Source organism: Actinomyces sp. (genome assembly GCF_030524025.1).
In the GTDB taxonomy this organism is placed as follows: domain Bacteria; phylum Actinomycetota; class Actinomycetes; order Actinomycetales; family Actinomycetaceae; genus Actinomyces.
In genome coordinates this window covers 16,467-38,098 of sequence record NZ_JAUNHI010000007.1, presented here as the reverse complement: position 1 = coordinate 38,098, position 21,632 = coordinate 16,467, and the positions used below count along the sequence as shown (strand labels likewise).

The window sequence follows — 21,632 nt, the reverse complement described above, 5'->3', positions numbered from 1 at the left end:
CGCTCAGCGGCGCTTGGAACGCGACTTCTCCCGGATCCTGCCCAGCAGCGACTCGTCCCTGGCAGGGGCGAAGCCGTCCTCACCGCGCAGGGCCGCCAGCTCCTGGAGCAGGGCCGTCTGCCTGTCATCGAGACGGGTGGGGGTCTCCACGACGATCTGGACATGGAGGTCGCCTCGGCCCGAGCGGCGCAGGCGTCCCACTCCCAGGCCCGACAGGACGACCTCGTCGCCGCCCTGGCTGCCGGCCTTGACCGAGATGGTGCGCTCCCCGTCGAGAGTGGTCAGCGGGAAGCTTGCACCGAGGGCCGCGGCCGTCATGGGCACGCGCAGCTCGGTGTAGAGGTCGTCCCCCTCCCGGGTCAGTGCCTCGTCGGGCAGCTCGTGGATCTCGACGTACAGGTCCCCCTTCGGGCCGCCCGCGGGACCGGCGGCGCCCCGGCCCGACATGCGGATGCGGGTGCCGGTGGACACACCGGCCGGGACGTTGACCTCGACGTCGGCGCGCACGTGCTGGCGCCCCTCCCCCGCGCAGTCGGAGCACGGGGAGGCGATGACGGTGCCGAAGCCCTGGCAGACCCGGCACGGGGAGGAGGTGACGACATTGCCCAGGAAGGAGCGCTGCATGTGCTGGACCGATCCCTGCCCGTTGCACTCCGAGCAGGTCACCGGGGAGGTCCCGGGGGCGCAGCAGGTGCCCTCGCAGGTCGTGCACGTCACGTAGGTGTCGACCGTCACCGTCTTGGTGGCCCCGAAGGCGATGTCGGCCAGCTCGACCTCGAGGGCCACGATCGAGTCCTGGCCGCGGCGCGATCGCGAGGCCGGGCCACGGGAGGCCGCCCCACCGCCGAAGAAGGCGTTGAAGATGCCTCCCAGGTCGGTGAACTCCCCGCCGAAGCCCCCGGCGTAGCCGTTGCCGCGCAGGGCGTCCTCCCCACCGAGGTCGTACATGCGGCGCTTCTCGGCGTCGGACAGGACGTCGTAGGCGGCCGTGACCGCCTTGAACTCCTCCTCGTGGCCCGGCCCGGCCACGTCGGGGTGCAGCTGGCGGGCCTTCTTGTGGTAGGCCTTCTTGATCTCCTGGGCCGATGCCTGCCGGCTGACGCCCAGGACCTCGTAGTAGTCGCTCACTGGAGTTGGCTGTTCCTTCGTCGTGGGTGGGGTGGTGGTCCGGGCGCCCGCTCAGGCGTCCTGGCCCTCGGGCCCGGCCAGAAACCGGGACAGGTAGAGGGCGACGGCGCGCACGGCCGCCATCGTCGCGGGGTAGTCCATGCGGGTGGGGCCGATGACGCCCAGGTGGGCCACGGCGTTGCCCTCACCCGGGCCGTAGGAGGCGGTGACCACCGAGGCCTCCGCCAGGGCGTCCTCGCGGTTCTCCGAGCCGATCGACACGCGCATGCCCGACTCATCGCCACCGGCCCGGCCCAGCTCGGCCAGCAGCCGCAGGAGGACGACCTGCTCCTCGACGGCGTCCAGGAGGGGGCCGATGGCCGAGAAGTCGGGGGTCGAGCGCGCCAGGTTGGCCGTGCCCGCCACGACCAGCCGCTCCTCGGCGTCGGGCCGCAGGGCCTCGAGGAGCTCCCCGCTGACCGCTGCCAAGAGGAGGCGCTCGGCCTGAGGGGCCTGCTCGGCCAGCGCGGTGAGCACGGGCAGGATCTCACCGGCGCGGCGCCCGGCCAGGGCGGCGTTGAGCCGGGTACGCAGCGCCTCCAGCGCCACGGGGTCGATGACGGGCTCCCCGGCGCCGGGTGCGCGGGCCAGGGGGACGGTGCGCTGCTCGACCCTCCCGGTGTCGGTGATGATGACCAGCAGGATCCGCCTGGGCCCCATGGCGACGAGCTCGATGTGGCGCAGCGCGGTCAGGCGCAGGCTGGGGTACTCGACGACGGCCAGCTGGCCGGTCAGCTGGGCCAGGACCCGCACGGTGCGCACAACCACCTGGTCGAGATCGACCGCGCCGGACACCAGGGCGGTGATGGCCTGGCGCTCCGGGTCCGACAGGGGCTTGACCCGCGCCACCTCGTCGACGAAGCGCCGGTACCCCTTCTCGGTGGGCACGCGCCCCGCGCTCGTGTGGGGCTGGTGGATGTAGCCCTCGTCCTCCAGGACGGCCATGTCGTTGCGGATCGTGGCCGGGGACACGCCCAGCCGGTAGCGCTCGACCAGGGCCCGGGAGCCCACGGGCTCACGGGTGCGCACGTAGTCGGTGACGATGGCGGACAGGACCTGGAGACGTCGGTCATCGCCCATGGCGGCCCTCCTTCCTGCGCCCCGGCTCATGCGCTGCTCATCCGTCCTCGGCCCGCGGGTTAGCACTCCTCGGGCACGAGTGCCATCCTACGCCGCGTCCCGGCGGGTCAGACCTGAGGTGTGCGTGACCTTCCCCTACCGTGCCCTGAGTGAACACCTCTCCGCGCCCCCGGGGCCCGGTCCCCGGGTCGACCGCCGCCCGCCGCCTGGCCCTGCGCGAGCGCCAAGCCGCCAACGGCCGCCCCTCCCCCGAGCAGGGGGCCGGCCGGCGGACCGGCGCTCCCGCGGCGGGCGGGCGCCCGCCCGCCGGGGCGGACCGCTACGGCGCGGACGTCCTGGCCACCGACCCCCACCGGGTCGGGCCGCATGCGGTGCGCCCCGAGTCGGTGCACGTGCCCGTGACCCGCGGCATGGTGGTCGAGGACCGCGAGACCGGTTTTGTCGGGGCGGCGGTGGCCGTGGAGAAGTCAGGCGGTCGCCATGTCGTGGTCCTGGAGGACCGCAGGGGCGTGCGCCGCGGCTTCCCCCTGGGGCCGGGCTTCTGGCTGGAGGGCAGGCCTGTGGTCCTCGACCCGCCCACCCCCAGGGCCCGGGGACAGGCCGGCCCGGTGTCCGCGGCCGGCAGGCGGCTGACCGCCTCGGGCTCCTACGCCGTCGAGGGTGAGCGGGCCAAGGTGGCGCGCGCCTCGCGGATCTGGGTGGAGGGGCGCCACGACGCCGAGCTGGTCGAGAAGGTCTGGGGCGACGACCTGCGCCACGAGGGGGTGGTCGTCCTCATGCTCGACGGCGTCGACCACCTCGAGGACGTCATGGCCGAGTTCGCACCGTCCCCGCAGCGCCGGGCGGGGGTGCTCGTCGACCACCTCGTGGCCGGGTCGAAGGAGTCGCGGATCGCCCAGCGGGTGCGCTCCATGCCCGGCGGGGACAACGTCCTGGTGCTGGGGCACCCGTACGTCGATGTCTGGCAGGCCGTCAAGCCCGAGCGGGTGGGGCTGCGTGCCTGGCCCGAGGTCCCCCGGGGCACCGACATCAAGCACGGGACTCTGGCCGCCCTGGGCTGGCCGCACGCCGACCAGGCCGATGTCGCCCGAGGTTGGAAACGGATCCTGGCCACCGTGCGCAGCTACAAGGACCTCGAGCCCAGCCTGCTGGGGCGCATGGAGGAACTCATCGACTTCGTCACCGCACCCGGCACCCACTGACCCCGAGATCGGGACATATGACACCGCGAGATCGGGACATATGACACCCCGAGATCGGCAGAGATGGCAGGACCGCATTCGACGCACAGTTGCCACTGACCCGGTGGGCACCGACGTCCTGACCCGCCAGCAGATGTACGACCCGATGTTCCATATCGCCTCGTCCTTCGAGAGCTCGGGTACCTCGACGGTGGCCCCGAGCTGGCGCATCCGCACCGACATGCAGCAGGGCGGCCGGGTCCGGCCCAGCGCTGCTGGAGGGACCTGCTGGACCAGGGCTCTCAGTCGCCCGCCGGCGCGGGATCGGCCAGCGCCGAGCGCCGGCTCCTGGCGATGAGCCGGCCGCTGTTGGCCAGTAGGACGACCGTGAGGACCGCCCCCAGCGCCTTGGCCCAGAGCGGCTGGGCGATGAACAGGCAGACCATGGACACGAGCACCGGCACCAGGTAGGTGAAGGTCTTGCCGACATAGCCGCCGAAGGTCGGCATCTGGACGCCCGCGGCGTCGGCGACCGACTTGACCATGAAGTTCGGGCCGTTGCCGATGTAGGTGATCGCGCCGCAGAACACGGCCCCCAGGGAGATCGGCACGAGATAGGCCTCGGGCACCCCGGCCACGACGGCGCCACCCGGGTTGTCGAGCTGCCCGGCCATCTCGAAGAAGGTCACGTAGGTCGGGGCGTTGTCGAGCACCGAGGACAGGCCGCCGGTGAAGATGAAGAAGGTGATCTCGTTGAGGGGCAGGCGCGGGGCGACCTCGTCGAGGTAGTGCAGGGCGGGGATCATCGTCAGGAAGATGCCGATGAACAGGGTGGCGACCTCGGCGATGGGGCCCCACTGGAACTGGTTGTCCTCGAACCGGGCCTTCTTGTCCCCCGTGCGGTAGGAGGCCCAGGCGGCGCCGAGCATGATGAGCTCGCGCAGCGGGATCCAGTCGGTCGGGCCTGCCTGGCCCTCCTCGATGGCGTGGACGTCGACCGAGGGGGCGAAGGCGACGGCGGCGATGATGACGGTGAACCACAGGAAGTTGGAGGCGCCCCGCAGGCCCAGGGGCTGGATCTCGGTGCGGTCCTCCAGGACGGCCGAGGCGGGCTCCTGGGAGTAGAACCACGTGTCGAGGGCGAAGTAGGCCACGAGCAGCATGGCATTGACGAACAGCCACTCCGGGAAGAGGTGGAAGGTCCAGGTGAAGGGCACGCCGCGCAGGAAGCCCAGGAACAGGGGCGGGTCGCCCAGCGGCGTGAGCAGACCGCCGCAGTTGGCCACGATGAGGATGGTGAACACGACGGTGTGCACCCGGTAGCGCCGTTCCCGGTTGGTGTTGAGCAGCGGCCGGATGAGGAGCATGGCCGCCCCGGTGGTGCCCACGAAACTGGCCAGGACGGCGCCCACGGCCAGGAAGACCGTGTTGTTGCGCGGGCTGGCCTCGATGTCTCCGGACAGGAAGATGCCGCCGGACACGACGAACAGCGCCAGGAGCAGGCAGATGAACTGGCCGTACTCGACGGCGGTGTGGAAGACCACCTGCCAGCCGCCGACCACCCACATCCACACCGCGACCGGCAGCCCCAGCACCAGGGAGATCGCCAGCTGGGTGGAGCGCCTCTCCCACAGGTGGGCCGCGGCCGGCACAAGGGGCAGGACGGCGATGCAGGCGAGCATCGTGGCGAAGGGCAGGACGGACCACCACTGCAGGTGCATCGAGGACTCCTCGGGTTGGTGTCGTGGCGTCCTTCGACGGCGTCGAAGGACGAGGTCGGAGAACGTCGCAGGACGCCGAAGGACGTCCGAGTACGACGGGGGACGATGGAGGACGACGGAGGACATGGTCTCACTAGGATGCCGTACCTTACCGACCGATGGTGACAGGGGTGTGACGCGCCTCGCCGCGCTCAGGGACTCACCCAGCCGGCCAGCGCCGTGCGCGCCTGCTCGGCCAGTGTCGCGACCGCGCCCTGGGAGTCGTTGCCCCAGGGCACGTAGTGGAAGGCCCCGCCGCCGCGCGAGACGAAGGCCTCCCGGTTGAGCTGGTCGATCTCCTCGAGGGTCTCGAGGCAGTCGGCCATGAAACCGGGGCACACGACGTCGAGGCGCGGGCAGCCCTGCCGGCCCAGCTCGCTGGCGATGTCGATGGTGGCCGGGCCGATCCAGTGGGCGGGACCGAAGACGGACTGGTAGCCCACCTCCATGAGCCCCTCGGGCAGGTCGAGCCGGCGGGCCAGGGCCCGGGCGGTCGCCCGGCACTCCGAGCGGTAGGGGTCCCCGGCGTCGTGCATCGCCCGGGGGATGGAGTGGAAGGACAGGATGAGACGCGCCCCGGCGCGCGGGTCGGGGCGCCCGACGGCGGCCCAGTGGTTCTCGACCGCGGTGGCCAGCGCCTCAATGTAGGCCGGTGCCGTCGGGAAGGAGCGCACCGTGCGCAGCTCGGGCTGGTCGCGCACCCGCAGCAGGAGGCGGGCGACCTCGTCGAGGACCGAGGCCTGGCAGGAGGCGGCGTACTGCGGGTAGACGGGCAGGACGGCGATCCGGCGGTGCCCGGCCTCGAGCAGCCCGGCCATGACCTCGCGCAGGGACGGCGGCCCGTACCGCATGGCGACGGCCACCTCGACGTCCTGGCCCAGGACCTGCTGGAGGAGCCTGCCCTGCGCGACTGAGGCGTGCATGAGGGGCGAGCCGATGTGCTCGTGCTCGTGTCCGGCCCTCCAGATCGAGGCGTACTTGGCGGCCGAGGAGCGCGGGCGCAGGCGCAGGACGGCGCCCTCGAGCACGGGCCGCCACAGCAGAGGGCTGGTCTCCACCACGCGCCGGTCGGTCAGGAAGGCGCGCAGGAAGCGGCGCACGTCCCCGGGGGTCGGGGTGGCAGGTGTGCCGAGGTTGACCAGGATGAGGGCGGGCCGGCTGTCGAGGGCTTGAGTCACGGCGGCCTCAACCCCGCTGCGCGATCTGCTGGCGGCGGTTCTCCAGGCCGACGATCTCCTCGAAGATCTCCCGGTAGGCGGGGTCATCGGGGCTCATACGCCGCTGGCGGGCACGCAGCTCGGCCAGCCTGCGCGTGATGCCGGTGCGCGCCAGGGCCGACAGGACACCTGTGGCGTAACGACTGACATGCTCGGGGTCGGGCTCACCGGGGCGCCCGCCGCGAGCGGCGGGCAGGGGCAGGGGGCTGACCGCCAGCTCGGTGATGGCGGCGTCGACCACCCCGATGGCACCGGCGCGCACCTGTTCGATCCAGTGCACGGTCGCCCGCTGCAGGGCCTGGTCGGCCCCGATCCCGGCCTCCTGGGCGCGGGACAGGAGGCCGGAGACCTCCTCGGGCCCTCCGGCGGCCTCGATCGTCTCGAAGACCGCGCGGTGGACTGGCATCGTGAAGGCCTCGGCGCTGATGTCCTGAGCGCCGGCCTCCACGGCGACCTGGGGGAGCTGGACGATGACCGCCAGGGCCTGACGCTCCAGCCTGGCCACCGGATCCTCGAGGCGGGGCAGGCCGGGGCGGGGGCGATCGGCCTCATCCGGCGGGGGGCCGTCAGCCCCGGGGACGACCGGCCCGCGCCGCTCGGCCGCCCGCACGGCGCCGACTGCCTCGGCCTCGGGCAAGCCCAGCCACCCGGCCAGCCGGCGGGTGTACTCCCGTCGCAGGGCGCGGTCCCGGATGCCGGCGACCACGGGGGCGGCGGCGCGCAGCCCGCGTACCCTCCCCTCGGCGGTGTCGAGGTCGAGGTCGGACAGGGAGGTCCGGATGACGAACTCGAACAGGGGCAGGCGGCGCTCGAGCAGGCGGGGGATGCCCTCGGGCCCCTCCTCCATGCGCAGGTCGCAGGGGTCCAGCCCGTGGGGGTCGACAGCCACGAAGGTCTGCGCCGCGAAGTGCTGGTCCTCCCCGTAGGCGCGCAGGGCGGCGGCGCGGCCCGCGGCGTCGCCGTCGAAGGTGAAGACGACCTCGCCCCCGCGGGTGCGGTTGCCGGCCATGACCCCGGCCGAGGGGTCGGCGACGTCGCCCAGCAGGCGCCGCACGATCCTGACGTGCTCGGTGCCGAAGGCGGTGCCGCAGGTGGCCACGGCCGTGCGCACGCCCGACAGGTGGGCGGCCATGACGTCGGTGTAGCCCTCGACGACGACGATGCGGTGGCTGCGGGCGATCTCGGACTTGGCCAGGTCGAGGCCGTAGAGGACCTGGGCCTTGTGGTAGATCGCGGTCTCGGGGGTGTTGAGGTACTTGGGGACGGTCGCGTCCTCATCCGACAGGCGCCGGCCGCCGAAGCCCACGGTCGCGCCGGTCACGTCGCGGATCGGCCACATGAGCCGGTCGCGGAACCGGTCGTAGATCCGGGTACCGCCGGAGCCGCCCCGGCCGCACAGGCCGGAGTCGACGAGCTCGCGCTCGGTGAAGCCGGTCGAGCGCAGGTGGTTGGCCAGGTTGTCCCAGCCGGCGGGGGCGTAGCCCACCGAGAAGTCGGCGGCGGCCCGCCTGTCGAAGCCCCGCTCGGCCAGGAAGCGCCGGCCGGCCCGGGCGCCCGGGCTCGCCAGCTGCTCGATGAACCAGGCCTCGGCGACCCGGTTGGCCTCGAGCAGGCGCTGGCGGGTGCCCGGCTCGATGGCGCGGCGGACCACCGACCCGCCGTCCTCGTAGCGCAGCTGGACCCCGATCCGGGCCGCGAGGTGCTCGACGGCCTCGGTGAAGGACAGGTGGTTGATCTTCTGGACGAAGGCGATGACGTCCCCGCCCTCGCCGCAGCCGAAGCAGTGGAACAGACCCAGCTGGGGGCGGACGTTGAAGGACGGGGTGCGCTCGTCGTGGAAGGGGCACAGTCCCTTCATCGAGCCGACTCCGGCGGGCTTGAGGGTGACGTGCTCGCCGACGACGTCCTCGATCCTGGCGTGCTCGCGCACGGCGTCGATGTCCTCGCGCTTGATCAGTCCCGCCATGGGGGCATCCTAGGGGGCCGAGGTGCGCGGCCGCCCACCTGCCGCCGGCCCCTGTGGACCCATGGTCCCCGACCCGTCGGCTCAGACCTCGGACAGCAGCCCGCACAGGCGCGCGTGCCAGGCGCGGGCCGAGGTGTCGGTCAGGGAGGCGATCTGGTCGACCACCGCCCGGGTGCGTCCGGCCTCGTCCTCGGCCTGGCGCCAGGAGGCGGCGAAGACCGGCTCGAGGTGGCGGGGCCCCGAGGCCAGCAGGGCATCGGCCAGGTCGAAGATCTCCGTGCGCTGGCGCAGGTAGACCGGCTCATGCTCCCGGGGGGCCATGACGTAGTGGACGGCGGCGCCCTTGAGCACGAGGATCTCGGCAGCGGTGGCCGGCGGCACGACGAGCTCGGCGGAGTAGCGGGTCAGCGGCCCCTGCCCGTAGGCGGCGCGGGTGGCCCCGGCGACCTCGGAGACGAACCTGCCGGTCAGCTCGCTCGTCAGGTTCTTCAGCCGTGCTGCATCGGCCGGGGAGCCGTCGTAGGACCTGATCCAGCTCGTGCGCCCCATGAGCCGCTCCCAGGCTGCACCCAGCTCCTGGGCGCTGGTGGCCGGGCCGTACCAGGCACGGGTCGCCTCGATGACCGCCTCGACCTCCCCGGCCCAGGCGAGGCGGGCGGGGTCGAGACGGCCCAGGGCGACGGCGTCCTCGACGTCGTGGACGGAGTAGGCCACGTCGTCGGAGAAGTCCATGATCTGGGCCTCCAGGCAGCGCCGGTGGCCCGGGGCGCCCAGCCGCATCCACTCGAAGATCTCGCGGTCCTCCTCGTAGCAGGAGTACTTGCGGGCGCTTCTGCCCTGCGGCCCGCCGGGCCCCTCGCCCTTGGCCCAGGGGTACTTGGCGACGGCGTCCAGGCCGGCCCGGGTGAGGTTGACCCCGACCGGGCGCCCCTGGGCGTCGAGGGTCTTGGGCTCCAGGCGGGTGAGGATCCGCATCGTCTGGGCGTTGCCCTCGAAGCCGCCGATGGAGGCGGCCACGATGTCGAGGGCCTTCTCCCCGTTGTGCCCATAGGGAGGGTGCCCCAGGTCGTGGGACAGGCAGGCGGCGTCGACGACGTCGGGGTCGCAGCCCAGGGCCTGTCCCAGGGCGCGTCCGACCTGGGCGACCTCGAGGGAGTGGGTCAGGCGGGTGCGCACGAAGTCGTCGCTGGAGGGACCCAGGACCTGCGTCTTGGCGCCCAGGCGCCGCAGGGCCGAGGAGTGCAGGATGCGGGCCCGGTCTCGCTCGAAGGGCGTGCGCTGGGGGTTCTTGGCCGCCTCGGGGACGAATCGGGAGACGTCATGGCGCCCGTAGCCCACCAGCCCGGCGGGGCTCTCGGCCCGGGGGGCGGCGGGCGCCGTCTCACGCTTGGACATAGTGCCCAAGGTATCTCAAGGCGCGGGTTACCATGAGGGACGCAACGACGTTCAGCAGGTCATGTCGGGCCACGCCACACCGGTGGCGGTCCGGCGGCGCCGATGCTCACCTGAGCGTCCGACTGCGCCGGGCCCGCCCGGCTGAAGGGAGCCGTTTGCCGTGATGACCACGACGACGCTCGTCCACCGCGTCTACAACGGCCCCCGGGAGTGGTGGCGTGAGGGGATGGTCTACGAGCTCGGCTCGCCCGAGCTCGGCGCCGATGGGCTCAACGGACTCCACTCGATGCTCGAGCACGTGCGCTCCCTGGGCTCCGGTGTGGTCCTCGTACGGCCCTCCCTGCTCGGGCCCGACACCGAGCTCGAGGCCTTCCGCGGCTTCGCCGACCGCGCCCACGGGCTGGGCCTTAGGGTCATCGTGCGCATCTCGGGGGCGATGGGCCCGGTCACCGGCGCCCATGTGCGCTCCGACAACCCCATCGTCGTGGGCCGCGAGCGCGAGGGCGAGGGGCTGCTGGAGCGCGCGGCGGCCTTCCTGGCCGCGGGAGCCGACGGCATCGACCTGGGCACGATCGTCCCGCCGGACATCACCGACCAGACCAACCTGGAGCGGCTGAGCGAGTACTTCACGATCCTGCACGCCATGGTCGCCGAGCACGTCGAGGACGGCATCGTCGGCGCCGACGTCTCGGCCGACTACCCGCAGACGCTGCGCCACCACCTCCAGGACGACTGGCTGCACCACCTGCGCGACGACCGTCTCATGCTGGCGCGCTGGGACCGCGAGTCCCTGACCCGGCACATCACGCACTCACTGTCCGAGCACGACCGCTTCGGTGCGGCACCGGTCTGGCGCCACCTGCCGAGCTCGGGGCTGGTCGGCGCCGACGACCCCGGTGACGGCCGGCGCTGGTTCGAGGTCGACGAGGGTCTGCGCCAGCGCCGCTCGAGCGCGCTGCTCACGCTCATGCTTGCCCTGCCCGGCGCGGTCTACCTGCGCCAGGGCGACGAGATCGACCTGCTCGATCAGGACAAGCCCTCCGACCCCCTGGACCTGGCGGCAGTCATCATGCGCAGCTCGGCCACCCAGGACTCGGTGTTCGGCTCACCGCTGGCCACGGTCAGGCACGCGGCGCGGATGCGCCAGGCGCACGAGCTGGCCACTGCCCCGGTGGCCTTCGTCAGCGGTCTGGAGTGGTGCCCGCCGGAGGCGGTCGTGCTGCTGGCCCGTGATGTGCTCGTCCTGGTCAACACCTCCGAGCAGGCCATCGACCTGCCCGCGCACGCCGAGATCCTGCTGTCCTCGGGCGTGCTCCACCAGGAGGGGGGCCGTCTTGCCGTCCCGCCGACGACGACCGTGTGGCTGACGGCCAGCACTGTCGCCTGACCACCGCCCCGAGCCTCGTGATGTGAGCCACGTTTGTGCAACGGTGTAGAACCGCTTGCAAACCTTGCACGGGCGCATTACATTTTTTCGTGCAACGGCTCAGCTCCCCATCCGATTCGAAGGAGAATCACGGTGCCACTCAACCGCAGGTCGTTCCTGTCCATGACAGCCATCGCAACCACCCTGGCCGCCGCCACCGCCTGCGGGTCCTCGGACTCGGGCTCCGGCGCCTCGGCGAGCGCCTCCGCCTCCTCCACCGACGGCGCGCCCGTGCGCGACGCCGCGGCCGACCTCGTCATCTGGACCGACGACGTCAAGGCGGCCTCTCTCAAGGAGGTCGCCCAGAAGTGGGGTGAGGAGCAGGGCATCACGGTTGCCGTCCAGGCCGTGGCCAATGAGCTCCAGGCCAACTTCATCTCGGCCAACCAGGCGGGCAACGGCCCCGACATCCTCGTGGCGGCGCACGACTGGATCGGCAACCTCGTCCAGAACGGCTCGATCTCACCGGTCACCCTCGACGCGGCGGCCACGGAGAACTACAACCAGGTGGGCCTGGACGCCGTCACCTACGACGGCCAGACCTATGGCGTGCCCTACTGCGTGGAGACCCTCGCCCTGTACGTCAACAAGGGCCTGACCACCGTGGCCGAGCCCGCCTCCATCGAGGAGCTCGTCACCGCCGGCCAGGCGGCGGGCACCGAGGCCATTCTGTCCCTGCCCGTGGGCGAGGAGGGCGACGCCTACCACATGCAGCCGCTGTACACCTCCGGGGGCGGTTACCTCTTCGGCAAGAACGCCGACGGCAGCCTCAACCCCGAGGACATCGGTGTGGGCGGCGAGGGCTCGGTGGCGGCCGCGGGCAAGATCGGCGAACTGGGCAACCAGGGTGTCCTCAAGACCTCGATCACCGGTGACAACGCCATCTCCCTGTTCACCGAGGGCAAGGCGCCCTACCTCGTCTCCGGCCCATGGGCCCTGGCCGACGTCAAGGAGGCGGGCATCGACTACGGCGTCGTCAAGATCCCCGGCTTCCAGGGCATGGGCGAAGCCCGTGCCTTCGCCGGCGTCAACGCCTTCTACGTGGCCGCGGACGGCAAGAACAAGGCCTTCGCCGAGACCTTCGTGGCCGACGTCGCCAAGGACTCCACGATCGCCGAGGCGATGTACGCCTCCAACCCCCTGCCCCCCGTCCACAAGGACCTGGCGACCAAGCTCAAGGCCTCCGACCCCGACATGGTCACCTTCAGCGAGCTGGCGACCAACAACGCCGACCCGATGCCCTCCATCCCCGAGATGGCCGCGATCTGGGGACCGCTGGGCAAGGCCTACGCCAACATCGTCGGCGGGGCCGACCCGACCTCGACGATCACGAGCGCCGGTGACGAGATCAAGTCCGCCCTGGCCTGACCGCCTCGACCACTGCTGAGGGCCGGCGGGACGACCGTCCTGCCGGCCCTCGGCGTACCCGCCCGCCCGTCCTGCCCCACCGCGGCGGCCACCGTCGCGCCCCACCGTCCCCCTGAAAGGCTCATCCATTGGACTCCGAACCCTCCGCCTCCCCCCGGGAGAGGACGACGACGATCCGGTCCGTCCTCCTGCGCGTCCTCGTCCTGGGCGCCGCCCTGTCCGCCGCCGTCTACCTCGTGCCACTGCTCGTGTCCTTCCAGATGTGGATGTGGCTCATCGTCGTCCTGGCAGCAACGGCCGCCCTGTTCGTCCTGTACTCCACCAAGCGCTTCGTGCCCGCCAAGTACCTCTTCCCCGGCTCCTTCTTCCTGGCGGTCTTCCTCATCGTGCCGATCGTGCTGACGGTCCAGACGGCCTTCACCAACTTCGGTGACGGCTTCCGCGGCACCAAGGAGGAGGCGATTACGACCATCACGAACAACTCGGTAGTCCAGGCCGCCGACTCCCCCATCTACAACCTGACGGTGGCCACGACCGGCACGGCCACCGACGGCCCCTTCTCCCTGTTCCTCGTCGACCCCGACACCGATGAGGTGCTCTACGGGGCCGACGGCGAGACCGTCCAGGAGGCCGACCCCTCGACGGTGAGCGTCACCGACGGCTACGTCACCGCCGCCGACGGCTACACGATCCTGACCGCCAAGGAGGTCAACACCGCCTACGACGCGGTCTCCACCCTGTCCCTGACGGTCTCGGAGTCGACCGCCATCAAGGTCCAGGGCGTGCGCAACGCCTTCGAGGGCACCAAGCGGCTCGTCTACGACGAGGCCAGCGACTCGATCACCAACACCGAGACCGGGGACGTCTACACCGTCCAGAAGGTGGGCGACTCCGACTACTTCGTCAATGCCGCCGGTGAGAAGCTGACCCAGTCCTGGAAGCAGAACGTGGGCCTGGCAAACTTCGAGAGGCTGTTCACCGACTCCTCCATCGGGTCGCAGTTCTTCAAGGCCTTCGTGTGGACCCTCGTGTTCGCCTTCGGCTCGGTGCTCCTGACCTTCGGCCTAGGCTACTTCCTGGCCCTGACCCTCAATGACGACCGTGTGCGGGGCAGGCGCCTCTACCGCTCCTTCATGCTCCTGCCCTACGCCGTCCCCGGGTTCATCTCCCTGCTCGTGTGGTCCAACTTCTACAACCGGGACTTCGGGCTCATCAACGAGATGCTCCACCTGTCGATCAACTGGCTGGGCGACCCCACGTGGGCCAAGGTGGCGGTGCTCCTGACCAACACGTGGATGGGCTTCCCGTACATGTTCATCGTGTGCACCGGTGCCCTCCAGTCGATTCCGGGTGACGTGCGCGAGGCGGCCACCATCGACGGCGCCAGCGCCTGGCAGACGACCACCCGCGTGACCACCCCCCTGCTGCTCGTGTCCGTCGCACCGCTGCTCGTGAGCACCTTCGCCTTCAACTTCAACAACTTCAACGCCATCCAGCTGCTCACCGAGGGCGGCCCCTTCGCCGCCGGGGAGTACACCCGTGGCGGCACCGACATCCTCATCTCGATGGTCTACCGCATCGCCTTCGGCGGCTCGGGAGCGGACTATGGCTTCGCCTCGGCGGTGTCGGTCGTCCTGTTCGCCATCACCGGCGCGATGGCCGCACTCCAGTTCCGTGCGACCCGTCGCCTCGAGGACATCCACTGATGGTCACCAGGAGACACGCATCATGACCGCTTCATCCCCGTCCACCGCCCCGGCCGGCCCCGCCGCCCAGAACAAGATGCCCTTCGGACGCTGGTTCCGCGAGATCGGCTGGCGCCACGTCGTGGCGGTCCTGGCCCTCGTCTTTGCCGCCTTCCCGGTCCTCTACGTCATCTCGGCCTCCCTCAACCCGCTGGGCACGGTGGCCTCGACCAGCCTCCTGCCCACCCGGGTCAGCCTCGTCAACTACCAGACGCTGCTGTCGGGGGCCAAGGGTGATTTCACCGGCTGGTACCTCAACACGATCCTCGTGTGCCTCATCGTCGCCGGGGTCCAGGTGTTCCTGTCGTCGCTGGCGGCCTACGCCTTCAGCCGCTTCCGCTTCAAGGGCCGGCGCGGCGGGCTGCTCGCCCTGCTGCTCATCATGATGTTCCCGGCCACCCTGTCGATGATCGCCATCTACACGATGATCTCCGAGATCGGCGACGTCGTGCCGGTGCTGGGGCTCAACACCCTGACCGGCTACTGCCTGGCCCTCCTGGGCGGGGCCCTGGGTCAGGTCTGGCTCATCAAGGGCACCTTCGACACGATCCCCAAGGAGCTCGACGAGGCGGCCATCCTCGACGGCTGCACCCACTGGCAGGTCTTCACCCGGATCCTGCTGCCCGCCCTCAAGCCGATCCTGGCCACGACCTTCCTCCTGGCCTTCGTCGGCATCATCTCGGAGTTCCTCCTGGGGTCGATCTTCCTGACCGAGGACTCCAAGAAGACGCTGGCCGTGGGCCTCTACGGCATGCTGTCGGGGGACAAGTCGAACAACCTGGGGGTCTTCGCCGCGGGCTCGGTCATGACGATGGTGCCCATCATCGTGCTGTTCCAGTACCTCCAGCGCTACATCGTCGGCGGTGCCACCGCCGGCGCCGTCAAGGGCTGAGGGACGGGGCCCACCCGTGACCACGAACGCCGTCGACCACCTGGCCGAGCCGCACCACGACACCGGCCCCTCCTACCTGCGGGGCGAGCGCGCCCCGGGGGCGGAGCTGACCGCCCGGCTGTGGGTGCCCGCCGCCCACGACCCGCAGCGGGTCGTGCTGCGCCAGGTGGTCGACGGCGAGCCCGCCATCACGATGATGGAGCGGGTCGCCCTCACCCCGGCGGGTGCCTGGTGGCACGGGACGGTGCGCCTGGTCAACCCGGTCAACCGCTACCGCTTCCTGCTCCTGTCCCCCGACGGCCCCGAGCCCTACCTGTGGTACCACGCCGCCGGCCTGTCCGACCACGACGTGCCCGATGCCACCGACTTCCAGGTCCTGGCCGAGGACCCGGCACCGGAGTGGGTGCACGACGCCGTGTGCTACCAGATCTTCCCCGACCGTTTCGCCTACCGGGAGCCTGCCGCCCAGCGGCACGCCCCGCCGTGGGCCGTGCGCCGGGACTGGCTCGATGAGCCCCCGGTCAGGGGCCGGCAGACCTCCACCTCCTGGTACGGCGGCGACCTGGAGGGGATCATCGACCACCTGGACTGGCTCGAGCGCCTCCACGTCACGGTCGTCTACCTCACCCCGGTGTTCCCGGCGGCCTCGGTCCACCGCTACGACGCCACCTCCTTCGACAGGGTCGACCCGCTCCTGGGCGGGACCGCCGCCCTGGCCCGGCTCGCCCAAGCGCTGCACGCCCGCGGCATGCGGCTCGTGCTCGACCTGACGACCAACCACACCGGCGTCACCCACGAGTGGTTCACCGCCGCCTGCGCCGACGCCCAGTGCGAGGAGGCGGGCTTCTACCACTTCGAGCGCCACCCCGACCACTACGCCTCCTGGTTCGACGTCCCCGAGCTGCCCAAGCTCGACCACCGCAGCCCCGAGCTGCGCGACCGGCTCGTGCGCGGCCCGTCGTCGGTGACGGCGCGCTGGCTCGCCCCGCCGGTGGGCGCCGACGGCTGGCGCACCGACGTGGCCAACATGACCGGCCGCCACAGCCAGGTCGACCTGGCCCACCAGGTGGCCGCCGACATGCGCGCAACGATGCGCCAGGTGGAGGAGGGCACCGGGCGCCGGCTGTGGCTCGTGGCCGAGCACGGGCACGACGCCTCGGGTGACCTGACCGGCCCCGGCTGGCACGGCACGATGAACTACGTCGGCTTCACCCGGCCGCTGTGGGCCTGGCTGGCCGACCCCGACCCCGCCGACGGGCTCACCTGGCTGGGCATCCCCATGCCCGTCCCGCGCCTGGGCGCCGCCCAGGTCGTCGCAGGGGTGCGCCAGTACACGGCGCACCTGCCCCCCTCCGCCGTCGCGGCCTCGATGAACCTGCTGTGCTCCCACGACACACCGCGTGTGCGCACCGTCGTGCGCTCCCGCGAGCGCCAGCTGCTGGCTGCCACCGCGCTGTTCACCGCCCCCGGTGTCCCCACGGTCTTCGCCGGAGACGAGCTGGGCGCCACCGGCATCACCGGCGAGCACTCGCGCACCACCATGCCCTGGGCGGTGGGCGAGGACGGCGCGCCCCGGGCCGATGAGGTCGCCGACACCGGGGCCTGGGGCCCGGTCGACCGGGTCGTCCTCGAGCGCTATCGCCACCTGGCGGGCCTGCGCGCCAGCACCGCGGCACTGCGCCATGGAGGACTGCGGTGGGTCCACGCCGAGGGGGACGTCGTCGCCTGGCTGCGCACCCACCCCGACGGCGACGTCCTGGTCGTCCTGGCCCGGAGCGCCGCCGACGCCCTGGACCTGCCCCTGACGGCCCTGGGGGCCGGCGGCGTGGCACGCCTGGAGTGCTTCGACGCGGTGAGTGCCGCTCTCCTGCCCGGCTCCCCCGAGGAGGCGGGGCCGGGCGCCGGCCGGCTCGTGGTCACCCCCGCGGGCTGCGGCGCGCTGGTTGCCGTCCTGCGGCCCGAGCCCGCCCCGGGGGAGCCGGCCCCGCAACCGTCCACCGGCGAGCCGCTATCCTGACCGGTGCCCACGAGAGCCGACCAGGGCCCACCCGCGCAGACCGGCACCGACCCACACGAACCCGCACCCACCGACGCCGACTCATCGAGGAGTGACGACCGTGCACGAGCGCATCACCTTGTCCGACATCGCCGAGCAGGCAGGGGTGTCGACGGCCACTGTCTCGCGGGTACTCAACGGCAAGTCCAACGTCGCCGAGGTGACCCGCAGGCAGGTGCTCATCGCCCTGGACGTCCTGGGCTATGAGCGCCCCGAGACCCTGCACCGGGCGTCCAAGGGGCTGGTCGGCCTCATCGTCCCTGAGCTGAGCAACCCCATCTTCCCCCTGTACGCCCAGGAGATCGAGCAGCTCCTCGCATCGGGCGGGCACACCCCCCTGCTGTGCACCCAGACGCCCGGGGGGACCAGCGAGGACGAGTACGTCGAGATGCTTGTCGACCGGGGCGTGGCCGGCATCATCTTCGTGTCGGGGCGCCACTCCGACACCGGCGGGGACGTGACCCGCTACCAGCGGCTGCGTGAGCGGGGCGTGCCGCTGGTGACCATCAACGGCAACGCACCGACCATCAAGGCGCCGGGCTTCACCACCGATGACCGGGCGGCGGCCCGCATGGCCGTCGACCATCTCCTCAGTCTCGGGCACCGGCGCATCGGGCTGGCCACGGGGCCGGGCCGCATGGTCCCGGCCCAGCGCAAGCGAGCGGGCTATGAGGACGCGGTGACCGCCGGCCTGCCCGACGAGCCGCTGCGCATCGTCGAGACGCTTTACACCTACGAGGGCGGGGCCAGTGCCGCCCACCAGCTGTTGGCGCAGGGCTGCACGGGGATCGTGTGCTCCTCGGACATCATGGCGCTGGGGGTCATCTCGGGGGCCCGCGCCGCGGGCCGGGTCGTCCCCGACGACCTGTCGGTCATTGGCTACGACGACTCCCCGCTCATCCCCATGACCGACCCGCCGTTGACCACCGTGCGCCAGCCGGTCGAGGCGATCTGCCGTGCCGCGGTGACCACGCTGCTGGCCTCGATCGCCGGCGAGCAGCCCGCCGACACCGAGATGATGTTCACCCCCGACCTCATCGTGCGCGGCTCGACGGCTCCCGCCCGGTGAGCCCCGCCCACCTCGACGCCGTTCACCTCGACCAGGTCCGCGCCAGGCGCTCCCCCATCGCCTCCAGGCGGGCGGTCAGCGCCGGGGTGCCTCCGCCGGCCCACGGCTCGTCGGACCGGGGGTCTTCCAGCCCGTAGGAGGCGCATATCCCGGCCGCAGCGAGCTCCCCGCGCGGAGCCGCCGCCCTGCCCGCCACGAGCACGGCGGGCAGGGCCAGTGCCTCGGCCGCCCGGCCGACGACCTGGGGCACGGAGTCCTCCAGGACGTCGAAGGCCTCCCCGACGGCGGTCAGCACGAGCTCCCGGTCCTCCACAGCCCGGTCCAGGCCGAGCAGTCCCGCCAGGACGCGGGCACCGGGCAGCGCCCGGGCGCCCAGGGCGCGCAGCACGAGGGCCGAGCCCCCACCGGCTCCTGTCCCCCAGGTGCTGGCAGTCAGGGGTGGGGTCGTTGCCAGCAGCGGTTCCCGGGCCACTCCGCCTGGGCCGCCGAGCCGGGCGGCCAGGGCGGTGGCCGCAGCGCAGGCTCGCCGGTCGGCCTCCTGGGCGGCCTCGGGGCTCAGGCCGGCCAGGGAGCTCAACGCCCGTCCCGTCCCGCCCAGCCCGCCCAGGGGTGAGGTGTCGGCCAGGGCCAGGGTGAGCCGGCGCCCGCCGACGGCCCGAGCGGCCCGCCCGGCCCCGCCCATGGCATCGATGAGGCCGGCGCCGCCGTCATGGGCCGCGGTGCGCGCCAGGCCGATGACCAGCTCCTCGCCGGGACTGACCACCTCGAGGGCGGCCCGCAGGACCTGGCCGTAGCCCGCCGTGCTTCCCTCCTCGGCCTCCCGGCGCGCCTGGCCGGGGTCGGAGGGCACGGGGCCGATCGCGGCGGCGTCGAGGACCCAGGTGCCCGGCGCGGCGCTAGCGGGCCCCAGGTGCACCAGCAGCGCCGGGCGCTGCTGGCCGGTGGGTCCTGCGCCTTCCAGCTCGATGCCGTGGTCGACCATCGCCGCGGGGATCTGGGCGGCGCTGCCCGCCCCGCCGTCGGGCAGCGGCAGCAGGCGCAGGTCGTCCCCGGGTCGGGCCCGGGCCCAGCCGTGCCCCAGGGCCACGGCCGCCGCGCCGGCCTCCAGGCCCGCCTCAGCCAGGGGGACGCCGTGGGGCTGGGGGCGCATGTCCCCCGGGGCGAGCAGGATCCTCACGACGCTGGCTCAGCCGGCCTCGACCGCTCCGCCCAGGCGGGCCAGGAGCAGGGCCTCGGCGAGCACGACGCGCTCGAGGTCGCCCAGGTGCATCGACTCGTTCTCGGAGTGGGCGCGGGAGTCGGGGTCCTCGACCCCGGTGACCAGGACCTGCGCCTGCGGATAGGCCTCCTGCAGGGTGGCGATGAAGGGGATCGACCCGCCCTGACCGATCTCGACCGCCTCGGTGCCGAAGGCCGTGGCCAGCGCCCAGGAGGCCGCCCGACCGGCCGAGGTGTCGGTCGAGCCGTCGAAGGCGGGCCCGGTCTCGGTGGCCCCCACGCTCACCCGCGCGCCGAAGGGGGCGTGCGACTCCAGGTGGGCCGTCAGCGCCTCGAGCGCCCGGGCCGGGTCCTGACCGGGCGCGATGCGCATCGACAGGCGGGCCGTGCAGCTCGGGGCGAGCACATTGCCCGCCACCTCCAGCGGCGTGACGTCCATACCGATGACGGTCAGCGCCGGCTTGGTCCACAGCCGGGCGGTGAGGTCACCGGTGCCGATGAGACCGACGCCGTCGAGGACTCCGGCGTCGGCACGGAACTGCGATGCGGAGTAGTCCGGGAAGCTGGGGGCCGCCTCGGGCCGGGAGAGCAGGCCCGGGACGGCCACGTCGCCCAGCTCGTCGTGCAGGCAGGCCACGAGGCGGCACATGGAGGTCACGGCGTCGAGGACCGGGCCGCCGTACTGGCCCGAGTGCAGGGCGTGGTCGAGCACGTCGAGACGCACGTCGACCTGGACCAGGCCGCGCAGTGAGGTCGTCAGCGCGGGCACGCCGACCTGCCAGTTCGAGGAGTCCGCCACGATGATGACGTCGGCCGCCAGTAGCTCGTGGTGCGCCGTGAGGAACTCGGCGAAGGTCGGCGACCCGACCTCCTCCTCCCCCTCGATGAACACGGTTACGGAGCACGGCAGGCCGCCGGTGAGCCCTCGCAGCAGCCGCAGGGCGTGGACATGGGCGACGATCCCGGCACCGTCGTCGGCCGTTCCCCGGCCGAACAGGCGCTCACCGCGGGGCTCGGCGGTGAAGGGGTCGTCCTGGAGCCAGGCGGCCGGGTCGCCCACGGGCTGGACGTCGTGGTGGGCGTAGAGCAGGACGCGTGGGGCGCCCTCGGGCCCGTCGGCGTGCCCGACGACGGCGGGGCGCCCTGCCGTTCCGTCCGTCCCGGTGACGCTGAGGATCTGGGTGGTCAAGCCCTGGGCGCGCAGGAGCCCGGCCACGTGCTCGGCGCTGGCGCGCACATGCTCCTGGTCGTGGCTGGCGGCGGACACGGAGGGGAGGGCGACCAGTGCCTCCAGGTCCGAGACGATGTCCTCGACGGAGTCCTGGACGGCGTTGCGCACGGCGTCGACGGTGATCATGGACAGAGGGTAGCCCTTCCGAGCCGCTACCCTGTCACCCGTGAAGCTGTTCAAGAAGCGCGACGCCGCCGCCCAGGAGGCACCGGAACCCGAGTCCCCCGTCAAGGTCGGCGGCAAGGGCCGCGCCACCCCCAAGCGCAAGGAGGCCGAGGCGCGGCGCCTGCATCCGGTGGTGCCCACCGACCGCAAGGCGGCCAAGGCCGAGGCCCGCGCCCGACGGGACGAGGCCTGGCGGCTCCAGGACGAGGCGATGCGCACCGGCAACGAGCGCTACCTGCCCCCCAGGGACAAGGGCCCGGTCAAGCGCTATGTCCGCGACTACGTCGACGCGCGCTACTCCCTGGGCGAGCTGTTCCTGCCGCTGAGCATCGTGCTCATGATCATCGTCTTCGGTTTCTCCTCGGCCAGCGGCTCCTCCTCCGAGCTCAGTCTCATGCTCCTGCTGGGGCTCTACGCCGTCTTCTTCCTGGCCATCATCGACGCGGTCGTGTGCTGGTGGCTCGTGCGCCGCAGGCTGTACGCGAAGTTCGGGGTCGAGGAGGTCAAGGGCCAGGGCGTGCTGTTCTGGTATGTCTTCAGCCGCTGCTTCAACCTGCGCCGCCTGCGTCGTCCCAGCCCGCAGGTCCGCCGCCGCCAGTACCCCTCCTGAGAGGCGGGTCTCGGAGCGTACGAGGTCAACGGGCGTGGCGCTGAATCACTGATTCCAAGCGGGTCTGCTAGGTGAGTCGGGCCCGG

General features: G+C 72.3%; 16 protein-coding genes. 8 read left to right on the top strand and 8 right to left on the bottom strand.

Features of this window, described 5'->3' with window-relative positions; translation table 11 throughout:
• Positions 1–3: 3 nt before the first annotated feature.
• A complete protein-coding gene (dnaJ, locus tag Q4C85_RS04530; protein ID WP_303140051.1) occupies positions 4–1,128 on the bottom strand; it encodes a molecular chaperone DnaJ in 1,125 nt (374 codons plus the stop codon).
• A gap of 51 nt (positions 1,129–1,179) precedes the next feature.
• Positions 1,180–2,247 carry a heat-inducible transcriptional repressor HrcA gene (gene hrcA, locus Q4C85_RS04525; RefSeq protein ID WP_303140048.1) on the bottom strand — a complete coding sequence of 356 codons (1,068 nt, stop codon included), beginning with the start codon at positions 2,245–2,247 and terminating at the stop codon, positions 1,180–1,182.
• Positions 2,248–2,396: 149 nt separating this feature from the next.
• Between hrcA and Q4C85_RS04520 the strand changes: the two genes are divergently transcribed.
• Positions 2,397–3,449 (top strand): DUF3097 domain-containing protein, encoded by a 1,053-nt coding sequence (locus tag Q4C85_RS04520; RefSeq protein ID WP_303140045.1) that lies wholly within the window; start codon positions 2,397–2,399, stop codon positions 3,447–3,449.
• A gap of 281 nt (positions 3,450–3,730) precedes the next feature.
• Here Q4C85_RS04520 and Q4C85_RS04515 read toward each other — a convergent pair whose 3' ends face one another.
• The 4 genes from Q4C85_RS04515 to Q4C85_RS04500 all read right to left on the bottom strand — a co-directional run bounded on the left by Q4C85_RS04515 (position 3,731) and on the right by Q4C85_RS04500 (position 9,766).
• On the bottom strand, positions 3,731–5,149 hold the full coding sequence (locus Q4C85_RS04515) for a sodium:proton antiporter (protein ID WP_303140043.1): 1,419 nt from the start codon (positions 5,147–5,149) through the stop codon (positions 3,731–3,733).
• Between the two features lie 191 nt (positions 5,150–5,340).
• Positions 5,341–6,366, bottom strand: coding sequence for a ferrochelatase (gene hemH / locus Q4C85_RS04510; protein ID WP_303140041.1), 1,026 nt, complete (start codon positions 6,364–6,366; stop codon positions 5,341–5,343).
• 7 nt (positions 6,367–6,373) lie between these two features.
• Positions 6,374–8,371: a DNA primase gene (gene dnaG, locus Q4C85_RS04505; protein ID WP_303140040.1), complete on the bottom strand. Its 1,998-nt coding sequence runs from the start codon at positions 8,369–8,371 to the stop codon at positions 6,374–6,376.
• Between the two features lie 81 nt (positions 8,372–8,452).
• Positions 8,453–9,766: a deoxyguanosinetriphosphate triphosphohydrolase gene (locus tag Q4C85_RS04500; RefSeq protein ID WP_303140037.1), complete on the bottom strand. Its 1,314-nt coding sequence runs from the start codon at positions 9,764–9,766 to the stop codon at positions 8,453–8,455.
• A 160-nt stretch (positions 9,767–9,926) separates the two neighbouring features.
• Between Q4C85_RS04500 and Q4C85_RS04495 the strand changes: the two genes are divergently transcribed.
• The 6 genes from Q4C85_RS04495 (at position 9,927) to Q4C85_RS04470 (ending at position 18,322) form a co-directional block, all read left to right on the top strand.
• The gene (locus Q4C85_RS04495) at positions 9,927–11,153 is read left to right on the top strand and encodes a glycosidase (protein WP_303140035.1); all 1,227 of its coding nucleotides are present in this window, start codon (positions 9,927–9,929) and stop codon (positions 11,151–11,153) included.
• Between the two features lie 162 nt (positions 11,154–11,315).
• On the top strand, positions 11,316–12,560 hold the full coding sequence (locus Q4C85_RS04490; RefSeq protein WP_303140033.1) for an extracellular solute-binding protein: 1,245 nt from the start codon (positions 11,316–11,318) through the stop codon (positions 12,558–12,560).
• A 128-nt stretch (positions 12,561–12,688) separates the two neighbouring features.
• Complete coding sequence (locus tag Q4C85_RS04485; protein WP_303140032.1) at positions 12,689–14,266, top strand: ABC transporter permease subunit; 1,578 nt, start codon at positions 12,689–12,691, stop codon at positions 14,264–14,266.
• Between the two features lie 22 nt (positions 14,267–14,288).
• Complete coding sequence (locus Q4C85_RS04480; RefSeq protein ID WP_303140031.1) at positions 14,289–15,197, top strand: sugar ABC transporter permease; 909 nt, start codon at positions 14,289–14,291, stop codon at positions 15,195–15,197.
• Positions 15,198–15,213: 16 nt separating this feature from the next.
• Positions 15,214–17,214 (top strand): alpha-amylase family glycosyl hydrolase, encoded by a 2,001-nt coding sequence (locus Q4C85_RS04475; protein ID WP_303140028.1) that lies wholly within the window; start codon positions 15,214–15,216, stop codon positions 17,212–17,214.
• A 100-nt stretch (positions 17,215–17,314) separates the two neighbouring features.
• Positions 17,315–18,322: a LacI family DNA-binding transcriptional regulator gene (locus Q4C85_RS04470; protein WP_303140025.1), complete on the top strand. Its 1,008-nt coding sequence runs from the start codon at positions 17,315–17,317 to the stop codon at positions 18,320–18,322.
• A 22-nt stretch (positions 18,323–18,344) separates the two neighbouring features.
• Here the strand turns inward: Q4C85_RS04470 and Q4C85_RS04465 are convergent, their stop codons facing one another.
• Positions 18,345–19,499, bottom strand: coding sequence for a glycerate kinase (locus Q4C85_RS04465; RefSeq protein WP_303140023.1), 1,155 nt, complete (start codon positions 19,497–19,499; stop codon positions 18,345–18,347).
• A 9-nt stretch (positions 19,500–19,508) separates the two neighbouring features.
• Positions 19,509–20,897, bottom strand: a complete 1,389-nt coding sequence (locus Q4C85_RS04460) for a M20/M25/M40 family metallo-hydrolase (RefSeq protein ID WP_303140021.1) — start codon at positions 20,895–20,897, stop codon at positions 19,509–19,511.
• Positions 20,898–20,937: 40 nt separating this feature from the next.
• Here Q4C85_RS04460 and Q4C85_RS04455 point away from each other — a divergent pair, with 40 nt between their 5' ends.
• Complete coding sequence (locus Q4C85_RS04455; protein WP_303140018.1) at positions 20,938–21,546, top strand: DUF3043 domain-containing protein; 609 nt, start codon at positions 20,938–20,940, stop codon at positions 21,544–21,546.
• The last annotated feature ends 86 nt before the right edge of the window (positions 21,547–21,632 follow it).

Excerpts from the sequence above, each read along its gene's own strand:
- dnaG (WP_303140040.1), bottom strand. The coding sequence starts at position 8,371 with ATGGCGGGACTGATCAAGCGCGAGGACATCGACGCCGTGCGCGAGCAC.
- Q4C85_RS04500 (WP_303140037.1), bottom strand. The coding sequence starts at position 9,766 with ATGTCCAAGCGTGAGACGGCGCCCGCCGCCCCCCGGGCCGAGAGCCCC.
- hrcA (WP_303140048.1), bottom strand. The coding sequence starts at position 2,247 with ATGGGCGATGACCGACGTCTCCAGGTCCTGTCCGCCATCGTCACCGAC.
- Q4C85_RS04480 (WP_303140031.1), top strand. The coding sequence starts at position 14,289 with ATGACCGCTTCATCCCCGTCCACCGCCCCGGCCGGCCCCGCCGCCCAG.
- Q4C85_RS04515 (WP_303140043.1), bottom strand. The coding sequence starts at position 5,149 with ATGCACCTGCAGTGGTGGTCCGTCCTGCCCTTCGCCACGATGCTCGCC.
- Q4C85_RS04460 (WP_303140021.1), bottom strand. The coding sequence starts at position 20,897 with ATGATCACCGTCGACGCCGTGCGCAACGCCGTCCAGGACTCCGTCGAG.
- Q4C85_RS04490 (WP_303140033.1), top strand. The coding sequence starts at position 11,316 with ATGACAGCCATCGCAACCACCCTGGCCGCCGCCACCGCCTGCGGGTCC.